Genomic DNA, 12,645 nt, shown 5'->3' with positions numbered 1-12,645 from the left:
CAAACTAAACGTTGCCCGAAGGCAGTAGATAGAAAAACAGAATGGCAATTTACCATTCTGTTTATGATTAACACTTTTTTGAACTTGAAGTAGCTTAACTTCTTACCAAGCCTGTCTCTTTATAGAGTAGGAGACTTACTTGATTTTTTCTCTCGCTAATAACTGAGAAATGATCACCAGTATTAACGACACCACTAACATCACTGTTGCTAGGGCGTTTACCTCAGGAGAGATACCCACTTTAACCATTGAGTAAATCTTCAGTGGTAAGATTTCATACGTTGGACCGGTTACGAAAGAACTGATGATCACATCGTCCAGAGACAGAGTGAAGCTCAATAACCAACCCGCAGCAACCGCTGGCTTAGCAAGTGGTAAGATGATCTGTTTTAGGATCGTCCATTCGCTCGCACCTAAGTCTTTTGCTGCTTCTAACATCTTCACATCAAAGCCATTCAAGCGACTGTAAACCGTTACCACAACGAACGGTAGACAGAAGGTAATGTGAGCAGCAAGTAGGGTAAAGAACCCAAGTTGTACACCCATTACTAAGAACAGAGCCAGTAACGAAATTGCCATTACGATATCTGGTGACATCATTACGATGAACAACATGCCATTTACGATGCCTTTACCTTTAAATTGGTAACGGAATAGGGCTACTGCTGTAAGGCTACCGACAATCGTTGCGGCTGTTGCTGAGAACACCGCTACATTGATCGAGTGCCACGCAGCCTGCATTAGGCTGTCGTTGTTAATAAGCGCGTCATACCATTTAGTCGTGAAGCCACCCCATTTCATACCAAACTTATTGGCATTAAACGAGTTAGCAATCAATACGATAATAGGTAGGTATAGAAAGGCGTATACCAGCGCCATAAAGCTGAACTTAACTGTGCGCCCCATTAGTCTAGCTCCACTTTCTTATTCAATAGCTTACCTGCTCGGTAGTAGGCATACAGCATCACAGCCATTGCCATGGTCAGTGCGATACTCGTCGCTGCACCAAACGGCCAGTCTCGAGCGTTGAGCACTTGGCTCTTAATCACGTTACCAATCAATAGGTTCTTAGCTCCGCCTAATAGGTCAGAGATGTAGAACATACCTAACGCTGGCAGTAGTACTAATAAACAACCGCCGATAATGCCCGGCATTGTTAGGGGCAGTACAACTTTCAATAGCGTTTGCAGTTTGTTCGCACCTAAATCTTTAGCCGCTTCTAAATACGTATCATCCAGTTTCTCAATCGCTGAATACAGCGGCAGAATCATAAACGGAAGTAGGATGTACACTAAACCGATCATTACTGCGGTTTCTGAGTACATGATACGTAGCGGTTTATCAATGATATCTAGCGCTAACAAACTTTTGTTCAAGACACCTTGCGTACCCAGTACAATCTTCAATCCATAAGTACGAATCAAAGAGTTAGTCCAAAATGGGACAATCACTAGGAACAACATGATTGGACGCCACTTCGCAGGCATTTTTGCCACGATGTAAGCGAACGGGTAACCAATAATTAAACAAAGTAGGGTTGCGACAATTGCCATATAGAAAGAGTGCATCAACACTTTAAAATACAGCGGGTCAGCCAAACGCACGTAGTTATCGAGGGTGAAGGTCATCTCGATCAAGTTCGATTCATCACGAGTTAAGAAGCTAGTACCGATGATCATGATGTTTGGAATCATCACGAACAGCACTAACCAACCTGTGATTAAAGCAACAATTGCGTTTTGTAAATTAAACTTCTTGCTCATCTTCTAATACCACTTCCCAGCTCTCAACCCAAGTTACTGCAACTTTTTGGCCCAGTGAGTGATCAACATCAGGGTCATCTTCGTTGAAGAATTCGCTAACCATGACACGCATACCAGATTCAAGTTCTACAACTGAATCTAATGTCATGCCTTTATAGGTTCGCTCGACAATGTGGCCAACAATACCGCGTTGCTCAGACTCTTTGATTTCTTCGATACGAAGATCTTCAGGGCGAAGCAATACTTGCAGTTTTTGACCCGGTGTGACGTCTTTATCGTGATAGATAACCGACTCTTCACCTTCGATTGTCGCAACAATGCGTTTTTCATCTAGACGAGATTTCGCTGTCGCTTCGAATACGTTAATTTCACCAATGAAGCGCGCTACAAATAGGTTCTTAGGCTCTTCGTAGATCTCTCTTGGTGTTCCGTCTTGTTCAATCACGCCATCACGCATAACAATAATACGGTCAGACATAGACAGCGCTTCTTCTTGGTCATGCGTTACAAAAATGAACGTGATACCAAGTTGGCGTTGTAATTGTTTCAGCTCGATTTGCATCTGTTTACGCAGTTTGTAATCCAGAGCAGATAGAGATTCATCCAACAAAAGAACTTTAGGCTTATTAACGACAGCACGAGCGATTGCAATACGTTGCTGTTGACCACCAGATAGCTGGTGTGGCTTTCGTTGTGCCATTTGTTCTAGGCGCACCATTTTCAAAGCATCCATTACACGAGGTTCAATCTCGCTGTTTGGAACTTTCTGCATGCGTAAGCCAAATGCCACATTGTCGAAAACGGTCATATGTGGGAATAGGGCATAGCTTTGGAATACAGTGTTTACATGCCTTTGTTCAGCAGGAACTTGGGTTACGTTTTGTTCAGCTAATAATATTTGACCACTATCTGCCGTTTCAAAACCCGCAATCATTCTTAGTACGGTTGTTTTACCACAACCTGATGGGCCTAAAATCGTGAGAAACTCACCATGATTTACGTTTAAATCCAGATTGCCGATGACTTCCTTACCATCGAAACTTTTACTGATGCCAGTTAGCTGTACTACTGGCTTTCCTACTGATTTTTTAGCGTTCAACGTCTGTTTTTCTCCACCTTGGTTCTATTTGAGACCTGTTGCTATACACCTTTAAGGCGCGCATCATAATCACCAAAAACGTGAATTCAAAGCATTTTTTACCTTTCGAAGATAAAAAATTTCGCAGGTAAAAGTAAACATCCTTTACCATACTGTTATTTACTGGGTTTACACCCCAACAAGTGTCTAATTATTAACCATTAAGACGCAAAAGCAAGCCTTGTTACAGAATCATATTTTAGTTTGTATCCGACATATGAGTATAATGAAGGTAATTTTTTATCAATAAGTTAGGTGGTTTCGCTTAATCGGCGCACCTAGGTATCAATATGAACAACTACATCGAAAAAGATTTTAATTTGGGCGGTAGTATCAACCGTGCACTTTCTGGCGATTATGAGCTCAAAGCAACGGCTGTATTCCAAGAAGCTTGGAAACATACGATAAGTCACTTTCTTTCGTTTTCCCCTGCGATTATTGCTTTGATGTTTGTGCAGCTCGCTATCTTTTATATCGCACTTAAACTACAGCTTGGTGATCCCGCGGTTATATTGGATGCGGTTATCGACCCAGAGTCGTTTACACCACAAATCGTTGAATCGATTTTTATTGCGAACTTTAGCTATGAAGTGATCAGTGCACCTATCTATGCTGGTATCTGTTTAATGGCCATGAGCCACGCAGCTGGTCTACAAACCAAAGTACGCCACATCGGTAAAGGTTTGCAGTTTACGGTTCCCGTTATCCTAGTGACTTTATTTAGCCTAATGCTTCAAGGCATCGCAGGTATGATTCTGCCGTTCTTATCTATCTACTTCTCACTTGCGTTCAGTCATTCGATTCTGCTGATTTGTGATAAGAAAGTGCCGCCAATGCAATCGCTTCTGCTTTCATTAAGAGCGGTAAACAAGAAGATCTTCGTGGTCGCGTCTATTTACCTAATGGTTATGTTGATGTTCATCGTGGCTGCGATGATGTACGGCATTGGCTTAATCTTCGTTCTTCCATTCTTCTTCCACGTGAAAGGTATCCTTTACCGTGAGATGTTTGGCATCAAGTTGAAACTGATTGCTTCAGATCGTCCAAAGAGTGATGACGATAACAACGACAGCAATAACGACGACAATAACAAAAACCCACAGGTGTTCGATGCATAAAGAAACACAGACAAGCGCAAGCAAATCACTTGCGCTTAAAGTGACGGCACTGGCTCTTGTTGGCTCTATTTCACTAATTGGTCCTTATATTTACCAAGAAGAGGAGCGTCGACGTACGACAGAGCAGAGCGCCAATTCCACTGACCAATTTGGTGACTTGACGGTTTCTTCGAGCACACCAAATTTTGCGGCCATCGAAGATGTGAACGAGAAAAAGGACACATTTTTTTCGTTCCTACGTCCAAGCATCAATATTGAAAACAAACGTATCACCAAAGAGCGCGCGTTTTTAACTAAGCTCTCTGAATCTGGTTTAAACAAAATTGATTCTGAAGACGCGTCTTATGCGAAAAGGTTAGGGAAGTTATACAGCTTACCTGTGCCTAGTGAAGGTTTAGATCTGGCATGGCTGACAGAGATGCTTAATCGCGTCAATGTACTGCCAGAAGCGCTCGTACTGACACAAGCAGCGAATGAGTCAGCTTGGGGAACGTCGCGTTTCGCCACCAAAGCGAACAACTATTTCGGACATTGGTGTTACACCAAAGGTTGTGGCCTTGTGCCGCTACAACGTAACGAAGGTAGCTCCCATGAAGTTGCAACATTCTCTTCAAGCCAAGAGTCTGTGCACCGTTACTTTATGAACCTAAACCGAAACCGTGCTTATGCAGACCTAAGAGCAATTCGCGCAAAACTAGCGGCACAAGGCGACGATCTGTTAACGACCGAAACCGCGACAGAGCTCACCAACGGCTTGCTAAAATATTCTGAGCGAGGTTCAGACTATGTGACTGATTTACAAGCTATGATCCGTCACAACGAGGTATACTGGAAAAAGTAACTCGATTTGATAGTCATTTGTTGAGTTTATACGATAAGTTTGAACAAATAACATCACATAAAGAGCAGCTCATTCGCTGCTCTTTCTATTTATAAACGCTCAACTTCGACAAGATTATAATAATGAAAAAGACAGCACTCGCTTTATTAGCCTCATTAAGCCTTGGGGTTTCTCTTCCAGCTTCCGCGCAAGAGTACATGTTCACGTATTCTAAGCTTTATACTCAGCTGAAAAACAACACCAAAGAAGGGCATGATGATGTCAAAGTTGCGGTCTTCTTTGTTGATCAACAAGCTCAGCAAACCTGTCACATCAGCAAAGCTTGGATGGAAAAAGAAGAGCACTACGAAGAGCTAAAAGTCTCTCCTGCGAATGAACTGCTTCTACCTGTAGATCAAAACCTGCGTTCAGCTAATCCTCTTATCTTTGTACAAACTCAAGAAGAAGAGTGTGCGTATTCTTTGGTTGTGATGACGCAAGAGCCTTTAGCTGGCACAGTAGAAGTAACTCAACTAGAAAACCTATTACCACAGATGCAGGCGATGCTTGAAGATGTCAGCGGTATGTTCTCTGGTTGGTTCACGCCTGATATCCAAGGGTTAACGCTGGAATTCGCTAATAAGCTTGAAGGCAACATAGAGCTTTCAAACGGCAAGCAACTACCAATCAAAGAAGGGCGAGCGAAATTCACCTTAGAAGAACTGAATGGAAGTGACAGCATCACGTTACCAGAACCAACAGTTCGCGTATTGCCGTACATTCCCGCGCAATAATTTTTAAAGGAATTATTGTTAGCAGAATCAGTCTCCAAACTTTCATGACATATCTTAAAGCAGCCTGATCGAATTAGAGCAGGCTGCTTTTCTTTATCTGTGATACCAACCGAGAGCTTGTGAAGCCGCGTTTCCCTACCGCTTAGGGAGCTTATCGAACAATAAAAGCCGAATCTTTCTAATACTCAGCTTGTTTATCCTGCCGTTACTATTTCAACATGAAATAAAAATCCGTATAATCCACGCCCTAAAACAGTCCCACTAGCAATCTACAGTCGGTAATACGACGGTGTGAGAGTCGCAATGAACCAAAACGATAATAGAAAAGAAACACTTGAATTCAACAAACTTCAGAAACGTCTGAGAAGAAATGTTGGAAATGCCATCATCGACTACAACATGATCGAAGAGAATGACGTAGTAATGGCATGTATTAGTGGCGGTAAAGATTCATTTGCGATGCTAGACATTTTGCTACGTTTACGTGAAGCAGCGCCTATCAAGTTTGATGTTGTGGCAGTAAACCTAGATCAAAAACAACCTGGGTTCCCTGAACACATTCTTCCTGAGTACTTTGAAACGCTGAACATTCCTTACTACATCGTAGATAAAGATACGTATTCAGTGGTTAAAGAGAAAGTGCCTGAAGGCAAAACAACGTGTGGCCTATGTTCTCGTCTTCGTCGTGGTACTTTGTACTCATTCGCAGAGAAGATCGGCGCAACTAAGATCGCACTTGGTCACCACCTAGACGACATCGTTGAGACCATGTTCCTAAACATGTTCCACGGCGCGCGCCTAAAGGCTATGCCACCAAAGCTTCGTTCAGATGATGGTCGTAACGTTGTTATCCGTCCACTGACTTACTGTCGCGAAACGGACCTAATCAAATACGCTGAGCACAAAGAGTTCCCAATCATTCCTTGTAACCTATGTGGTTCACAAGAGAATCTACAGCGTCAGAACATTAAAGCGATGCTAATTGATTGGGATAAGAAAACGCCAGGTCGTGTTGAGAAGATCTTCAAGTCAATCCAGAACGTAAGCCCAAGTCAACTGGCTGACCGCGAGCTGTTTGATTTCGTGAACCTTCCTCTAGACCGTAGTGAAGATCGCAAAGCATACGAATTCGAAGAAGCTGAAATCTCATCTTCAAACATTGATGAGTCAATGTTCATCGACGTAACGAACGTTTAGCCATTTGAGTCGATAAAGATGATTTAGCCATTCTGTATTTGGAATGGCGTTGCTCTAGATAAACAAAAACGCCTCAAGCAATGCTTGAGGCGTTTTTTTATGAGTTGAACTTGTAGTGAAGCTCTGTGCTTAAACGACTTAACCTTTCGAAAGGTTAGGGTCTAATGGGCTCACGTAACCAGACGGTTTAAGAGCCAACACATCACAGTTAATTTTGTCGATAACATGCTCCGCTGTATTACCAATAAACACGGCAGACAAGCCAGTACGACCCGTGGTACCCAGAATAACCATTGCAGCGTTATTTTCAGAAGCCACACGAGGAATAACATCTTCAGGCAAGCCTTGCTCAACCACAGTTTGTTCTTCACACATACCGTGCTTTTGGCGAAGCGCTTTCATTGCCGTCAAGTGGTGACCACGAACTGCGTCAGTATAAGACGTTGGATCAAACTCTGGCAGTTCAATCGTGATATTAGCAGGTGTCACTGGGTAGGCATTCACCAAGAACGGTTCAGCATCCAAACGACCCGTGATCTCTAGTAACCTGTCGACCATAGTGTCGTTAAGCTCTAAGTGAGCTTCTGTTTCCGAACCAACATGAACTGAAGCAAAAATCTTCGCGTGATCTGGCCAGAAATCATTTTTAACCAATAGCACTGGGCTAGGGCATTTTCTCAAAAGATGCCAATCAGTTGGAGTGAATATGACAGATTCCAAGGTATCGTGTTTGCGCGTACCTTTGATTAAGATGTCATGCTCGCCACTGTAAACCTCGGCAATGATCGCTTCATACGGGCGGTTATGCCAAACCACTTGTACATTAAATTCAATAGAATCATCTAGGTAAGGTTCTGCGACTTTATTCATCCAAATTTCGCGTTGGTGAATTACACCTTTGCGCATTGCGTCTCTTTCATCGATAGAGAGCATAGATGTCATTTCATACGAGAAGTCGTATATCGACAAAAAGAAAGTGATGTGGCTTGTTGAGGTGCTTTTCTTGGCAAGTTGGATAGCACGAACTAGAGCAGGTTGCTCATCGTGATTAATGTCTGCGACAACTAAAATTTTGTTATAGATACTCATAACTAAGCCTACTTTTCAGACCGAACATATAAATAATGTAGCGTAGTTATGGAGAGATTAAGAGAAATATAAGAGGTTTTAAGAGAGAAACATGATGTAGCTCATTATTGAACTACATCATTGATATCTAGACTATTCTTTTGAAACGCCAGCAAGTTCCATCAACGCATCGTGATCTTCGATAGTGATATATTTGCCTTTAACGCTCAAGATGTCTGCTTTTTGGAAACGACCTAAAAGACGGCTGATTGTTTCAACAGTCAAGCCAAGGTAGTTACCAATATCGCCACGAGTCATCGTTAGGCGGAACTCACGCGGGCTGAAGCCACGCTGAGAGAAGCGAGTAGAAAGGTTGTAAAGGAATGCAGCAAGACGCTCTTCCGCGTTCTTCTTAGAAAGAAGCAGAATCATTTCTTGGTCACCTTTAATCTCGTTACTCATCAGGCGCATAATTTGCTGACGCAATTTAGGCATTTTTCCTGATAGGTCATCAAGAATCTCATATGGGATTTCACATACCATAGAAGTTTCTAGCGCTTGTGCGAAACTAGGGTGTAGGTCACCAGTAATCGCATCGAAGCCAACAAGATCGCCCGCTAGGTGGAATGCAGTAATCTGCTCATCACCTTGCTCGGTAATCGTGTAGCTCTTGATCGTTCCAGAGCGAATAGCGTATAGAGATTTAAGCTCGTCACCGGCTTTAAATAACTCTTGGCCTTTTTGAATAGGCTTTTTTCTCTCAATGATCTGATCAAGTTGATCGAGTTCAGATTCATTCAAAGTAAACGGAATACAGAGCTGGCTAATACTACAATCCTGGCAATGGATCGCACAACCACCAGACTGAACACGTTTCGTCACAGGCTTTTCAGAAATCATAACAATCTTTCACTATTTGATATACGTCAATATTTTAGCATTCCTTAATCCTAAAGGGTAGTAAAAAAACCGGATTTAAAGAATGGCTATACGGTATAAATAATGAGCTGTAGCGCCATATATCCGGTATAGAAGCCGTAAATAAGGATTAAAATTGCGCCTAGTTGGCGAAATAAGTCAGCTTGTTGCAGTTTTTTGAGGAAATTGGCACCCATGCCAACTGTTAACATTGCCGGAAGCGTGCCTAAACCGAAAGCAAGCATGATACCGGCTCCGTTGTACCAACTTCCTGATACGGCTGCCCACGTAAGCATAGAGTAAACCAGGCCGCATGGAAGCCAACCCCAAATAAAGCCAAACGGCAAAGCGTGGCTAGGGTGCTTCAATGGTAGAAATGATTTACCTAAAGGAGATATATAGCGCCATAGTTTCTGTCCGATCTTTTCAAAGAACAACAAGCCGAACCACCATTTACCGATATACAAACCTAAGACGATCATAAAGCCAGCAGCAAATAATCGCAGCCAACCCAGCAGAGCGTTAAAATCGCTTAGCTGACCTATCGAAGAAATTGCACCGCCAATCACACCACCAATCACGGCATAACTTAGCAAGCGTCCTAGGTTATAAAGCAGGGGAATAACAGGGGAAGGTTTACTGTTGCCAATCGAAAGAAGCGACGCAATACCACCACACATTCCCATGCAGTGGCCTGCGCCGATCAATCCAACAACAAAGGCTCCGATCCAATCAGGCGTCATCGTTCTTTTTGTCTACGTTAGTTTGGCTTTCGCTGTAAGCTGTCTCATTCTTGACAGGTTTGCTATCAGAATGGTTGTGAGCCTTTTCGTCTTCATCAAACAGAATGTTGTGACCTTGACGTTCTAGATCTTCAAACTGTTCGCTCTTCACCGCCCATAGAAAAATACCAACAGCGATGCACACTAGTACAATCGCAATGGGGATCAGGATGTATAAACTTTCCATTATTTACCTTGCTCTTTTAAAAGCCTTAACGAGTTAGACACAACAATAATAGAGCTGGCAGACATGCCAACAACGGCGATGTATGGAGCAACCAAACCTGCAACAGCCAATGGAAGAATGAGTAAGTTATACCCTAATGACCAAGCTAGGTTTTCACGGATTATCTTACGCGTTTTTAACGCCAAAGTACGCGACTTAAGTAATCTATCGAGTTTATCACCCAACAACACCATATCCGCAGAAGCTTTCGCCACATCCGTACCGCCACCCATAGCAACTGAAAGGTGAGCACCCGCAAGAATAGGGGCATCGTTAATGCCATCGCCAACCATCATGGTAATGTCACTTGCATCTCGAGAGTTCAAGTAAGCAAGTTTATCTTCAGGCTTCGCGTTAGCAACAATGTCTGTAATACCGATCTCTTCAGCAACAGGCTTCGCGTTAATCAAAGAATCGCCAGTAAGCAGAGTCGTTTTGATTCCCGCTTCTTTAAATTGCTTAATAAACTCGATGCTTTCTTTGCGAATGGGATCTTCATAAGTAAACGTTGCGATATGACGGCCCGCCATCGACAAGTAAATACCGTTACTTTCCGATGGTTGAGCTTCACCCAAAATGAACTCACTACTGCCGATCGCTACTTCCAGGCCATTCCACTCACCAGTAATACCTGAACCGATCACGTTATTGACAGACTCTACTTCAATATCATCTGAAATATGAGTCTTGAACGCTTTCGCAATAGGGTGGTTAGCGTGTTGCTCCAAGCTCGCCGCGACTTTGAGACAGGTGTCTTTATCAAGCTCAGCGAAGGTTTCAACTTGGCTGATACGAATATCACCCTCAGTCAATGTGCCTGTTTTATCAATGATCAAGTGATTCACTTTGCACAAGGTTTCAAATACATGGCCTTTACGCAGCAAGATACCGAAGTTACCCATACGAGAAGTGGAACAGGTAATTGCCGTCGGTGTCGCGAGTGACAGAGCACACGGACAAGTCGCAACGAGTACAGACAACATGATCCAGAAAGCATCTTCTGGTCGTGTTTGGTGCCAGTAGAACCAAGTGCCAAATGAAATGATCAAGATAACCGCAACAAAGTATCGCGCTACTACATCGGCAATTTCAGCAATTCTAGGCTTAGAAAGTTGCGCTTCATCTTGCAGGCGAACGATATTGGAAATCACCGAATCCGCTTTTGATGTCATCACTTCCAGTTCAAACGACTCGTCACCATTCAATGTACCAGCGAAGACAATATCACCCTCGTTTTTTACTACGTGGATAGATTCACCAGTCAGCATCGATTCATCAATATGAACTCGACCAGACAATACTTTGCCATCGGCAGGAATGTGTTCACCCGGAAGAACGCGAATTTGGTCGCCAACTTTTAAGGTTTTTACCGGAACTTGTTCGCCTTCTAATGTTGTTGCCATAGCAGGAACGAGCTTAAGCAGGTTACCACTAGCGGCAGCTGCTTTACGACGAGCGCGCATTTCAAGGAAACGACCAAGCAGTAAGAAGAAGGTAAACATCGAGATAGATTCGAAGAATACTTCACCTTTCTCTGTCACCGTTGCGACCAAACTTGCAACGTAGGCAAACAACAGAGCAATCGACACAGGCACATCCATACCCAATGTTCGACCTTTGAGGCTACGCCACGCATTGATATAGAAAGGCAATGCAGAGTAGAGCAGAACCGGTGTTGCGAAGATTAAGCTCACCCAACGGAAGTAGCTTTTGAATTCAGGTTCAAGGTTACCAAAGACTTCAAGATAAAGCGCCACAGCCAGCATCATGACCTGCATGGTTGCTAAACCAGCAATACCAAGACGATAGAGATAATTCTTCATCGAACGATGATAGGCGGCTTCTTGTTGATCAGCCTCGAATGGTGCGGCTTTATAACCTAGGGTGTGGATTGCAGACAACAGCTCGCTCAGTTTAGCCTGAGTGTTATCCCAACTGAGCAGGGCGCGGTTAGTCGTGGTATTAACACGAATACTAACAACCCCTAACTTTGAAGAGACTTGCTTCTCAATAAGCCATGCACAAGCAGCACAAGAGACACCTTCTAGTGACAATGTCACTTCAGAGGTATTTTCAGAGTTACGGACGAACTCCAATTGAACATCTTCGTTGTCGTAATGACTGAGTGCCAGAAGTTGCTCTGGCACGAGATCCGCTTTTTCAGCTGGAGCGGTACGATATTGGTAGTAAGAGACCAAGCCGCCATCAACGATTGTCTGGGCTACGGTTTCGCAGCCCGGACAACACATCTGCCGCACCGATCCTAAGATTTCTACTTTAAAATCCGTTTCCGCTGGTACATCTTCACCGCAGTGATAACAGGATTCACACATAAGCTTTAGTTCGTTAGTTGAGTAGGAGTATCAATAGGGAAGTTCATGCGACCTTGAACTAACCATTCAGAATTATGCGGAGAAAGCTCGATAAACCATGGACCTTGCATTTCATGGTCCAGAGTCAACGTGTAGTTGCCTCTCGCATCAGCGGTCAGTAGCTGAGTAAAATCACGGTCAGGCAGCGTTCGGTGCACGAACATTGCGCTAATAGCAGGGAAGTGGTCTAGCTTGCCTTTGTCGAGAGTAATGATAACCGAGTTACCTTTCTCGCTAACTGAAGCTGATAGGCCAAGCTCTTTAGCAACGTTTACTTTTGAAATGTCGACATTAATACCTTTACCTTTTTTATAGTAATCTTCAGTAACAACGTGAACTGAATGGTTGGTAAGTATCGCGACTCGAACCAACGTTAGCATAGAAACGCCAACGGTTAGGAAGAGCAAAAACCACGGCCAAAACTGCTTATACCAAGGTTGTTCCATATT

At 43.3% G+C, this 12,645-nt stretch carries 13 protein-coding genes; 4 read left to right on the top strand and 9 right to left on the bottom strand.

The window, feature by feature from the left end; all coding sequences use genetic code 11:
- Positions 1-135: 135 nt before the first annotated feature.
- Genes potC through potA form a run of 3 tightly spaced genes read right to left on the bottom strand, consistent with a single transcriptional unit; the run spans position 136 to position 2,862 of the window.
- A complete protein-coding gene (potC, locus tag CWO13_RS10140) occupies positions 136-906 on the bottom strand; it encodes a spermidine/putrescine ABC transporter permease PotC (protein ID WP_004733706.1) in 771 nt (256 codons plus the stop codon).
- Entirely contained in the window at positions 906-1,763 is an 858-nt protein-coding gene (gene potB, locus CWO13_RS10135) for a spermidine/putrescine ABC transporter permease PotB (protein ID WP_102530283.1), read from the bottom strand. Before potB ends, potC begins: the two co-directional genes overlap by 1 nt.
- Positions 1,747-2,862 carry a spermidine/putrescine ABC transporter ATP-binding protein PotA gene (potA, locus tag CWO13_RS10130; RefSeq protein ID WP_048658741.1) on the bottom strand — a complete coding sequence of 372 codons (1,116 nt, stop codon included), beginning with the start codon at positions 2,860-2,862 and terminating at the stop codon, positions 1,747-1,749. Before potA ends, potB begins: the two co-directional genes overlap by 17 nt.
- A gap of 329 nt (positions 2,863-3,191) precedes the next feature.
- On the opposite strand from potA, the gene CWO13_RS10125 reads away from it, so the two are divergent.
- The 4 genes from CWO13_RS10125 to ttcA all read left to right on the top strand — a co-directional run bounded on the left by CWO13_RS10125 (position 3,192) and on the right by ttcA (position 6,830).
- On the top strand, positions 3,192-4,019 hold the full coding sequence (locus CWO13_RS10125) for a hypothetical protein (RefSeq protein ID WP_108082882.1): 828 nt from the start codon (positions 3,192-3,194) through the stop codon (positions 4,017-4,019).
- Positions 4,012-4,860 carry a glucosaminidase domain-containing protein gene (locus CWO13_RS10120; protein WP_108082881.1) on the top strand — a complete coding sequence of 283 codons (849 nt, stop codon included), beginning with the start codon at positions 4,012-4,014 and terminating at the stop codon, positions 4,858-4,860. Before CWO13_RS10125 ends, CWO13_RS10120 begins: the two co-directional genes overlap by 8 nt.
- Positions 4,861-4,982: 122 nt before the next feature.
- The gene (locus CWO13_RS10115) at positions 4,983-5,633 is read left to right on the top strand and encodes a DUF2987 domain-containing protein (RefSeq protein ID WP_108082880.1); all 651 of its coding nucleotides are present in this window, start codon (positions 4,983-4,985) and stop codon (positions 5,631-5,633) included.
- Positions 5,634-5,936: 303 nt separating this feature from the next.
- A complete protein-coding gene (ttcA, locus tag CWO13_RS10110) occupies positions 5,937-6,830 on the top strand; it encodes a tRNA 2-thiocytidine(32) synthetase TtcA (protein WP_017059635.1) in 894 nt (297 codons plus the stop codon).
- A 138-nt stretch (positions 6,831-6,968) separates the two neighbouring features.
- Here ttcA and uspE read toward each other — a convergent pair whose 3' ends face one another.
- The 6 genes from uspE to CWO13_RS10080 form a co-directional block, all read right to left on the bottom strand.
- On the bottom strand, positions 6,969-7,919 hold the full coding sequence (gene uspE, locus CWO13_RS10105) for a universal stress protein UspE (protein WP_017070547.1): 951 nt from the start codon (positions 7,917-7,919) through the stop codon (positions 6,969-6,971).
- Positions 7,920-8,051: 132 nt separating this feature from the next.
- Positions 8,052-8,798 carry an FNR family transcription factor gene (locus CWO13_RS10100; RefSeq protein ID WP_017632474.1) on the bottom strand — a complete coding sequence of 249 codons (747 nt, stop codon included), beginning with the start codon at positions 8,796-8,798 and terminating at the stop codon, positions 8,052-8,054.
- Positions 8,799-8,884: 86 nt separating this feature from the next.
- Positions 8,885-9,559, bottom strand: coding sequence for a sulfite exporter TauE/SafE family protein (locus CWO13_RS10095; RefSeq protein ID WP_048658745.1), 675 nt, complete (start codon positions 9,557-9,559; stop codon positions 8,885-8,887).
- Complete coding sequence (gene ccoS / locus CWO13_RS10090) at positions 9,549-9,785, bottom strand: cbb3-type cytochrome oxidase assembly protein CcoS (protein WP_048658746.1); 237 nt, start codon at positions 9,783-9,785, stop codon at positions 9,549-9,551. The genes CWO13_RS10095 and ccoS overlap by 11 nt, the downstream gene beginning before the upstream one ends.
- On the bottom strand, positions 9,785-12,157 hold the full coding sequence (locus tag CWO13_RS10085) for a heavy metal translocating P-type ATPase (RefSeq protein WP_102431924.1): 2,373 nt from the start codon (positions 12,155-12,157) through the stop codon (positions 9,785-9,787). The genes ccoS and CWO13_RS10085 overlap by 1 nt, the downstream gene beginning before the upstream one ends.
- 5 nt (positions 12,158-12,162) lie before the next feature.
- The gene (locus CWO13_RS10080; RefSeq protein WP_048658748.1) at positions 12,163-12,642 is read right to left on the bottom strand and encodes a FixH family protein; all 480 of its coding nucleotides are present in this window, start codon (positions 12,640-12,642) and stop codon (positions 12,163-12,165) included.
- Between the last annotated feature and the right edge of the window lie 3 nt (positions 12,643-12,645).

The sequence above is a fragment of the Vibrio sp. ZF 223 genome (genome assembly GCF_003050585.1).
Classification (GTDB): domain Bacteria; phylum Pseudomonadota; class Gammaproteobacteria; order Enterobacterales; family Vibrionaceae; genus Vibrio; species Vibrio crassostreae.
This window is presented reverse-complemented; position numbering and strand designations above follow the sequence as displayed.

Excerpts from the sequence above, each read along its gene's own strand:
- potC (WP_004733706.1), bottom strand. The coding sequence starts at position 906 with ATGGGGCGCACAGTTAAGTTCAGCTTTATGGCGCTGGTATACGCCTTT.
- potB (WP_102530283.1), bottom strand. The coding sequence starts at position 1,763 with ATGAGCAAGAAGTTTAATTTACAAAACGCAATTGTTGCTTTAATCACA.
- CWO13_RS10125 (WP_108082882.1), top strand. The coding sequence starts at position 3,192 with ATGAACAACTACATCGAAAAAGATTTTAATTTGGGCGGTAGTATCAAC.
- CWO13_RS10120 (WP_108082881.1), top strand. The coding sequence starts at position 4,012 with ATGCATAAAGAAACACAGACAAGCGCAAGCAAATCACTTGCGCTTAAA.
- CWO13_RS10115 (WP_108082880.1), top strand. The coding sequence starts at position 4,983 with ATGAAAAAGACAGCACTCGCTTTATTAGCCTCATTAAGCCTTGGGGTT.
- ttcA (WP_017059635.1), top strand. The coding sequence starts at position 5,937 with ATGAACCAAAACGATAATAGAAAAGAAACACTTGAATTCAACAAACTT.
- uspE (WP_017070547.1), bottom strand. The coding sequence starts at position 7,919 with ATGAGTATCTATAACAAAATTTTAGTTGTCGCAGACATTAATCACGAT.
- CWO13_RS10100 (WP_017632474.1), bottom strand. The coding sequence starts at position 8,798 with ATGATTTCTGAAAAGCCTGTGACGAAACGTGTTCAGTCTGGTGGTTGT.
- CWO13_RS10095 (WP_048658745.1), bottom strand. The coding sequence starts at position 9,559 with ATGACGCCTGATTGGATCGGAGCCTTTGTTGTTGGATTGATCGGCGCA.
- ccoS (WP_048658746.1), bottom strand. The coding sequence starts at position 9,785 with ATGGAAAGTTTATACATCCTGATCCCCATTGCGATTGTACTAGTGTGC.
- CWO13_RS10085 (WP_102431924.1), bottom strand. The coding sequence starts at position 12,157 with ATGTGTGAATCCTGTTATCACTGCGGTGAAGATGTACCAGCGGAAACG.
- CWO13_RS10080 (WP_048658748.1), bottom strand. The coding sequence starts at position 12,642 with ATGGAACAACCTTGGTATAAGCAGTTTTGGCCGTGGTTTTTGCTCTTC.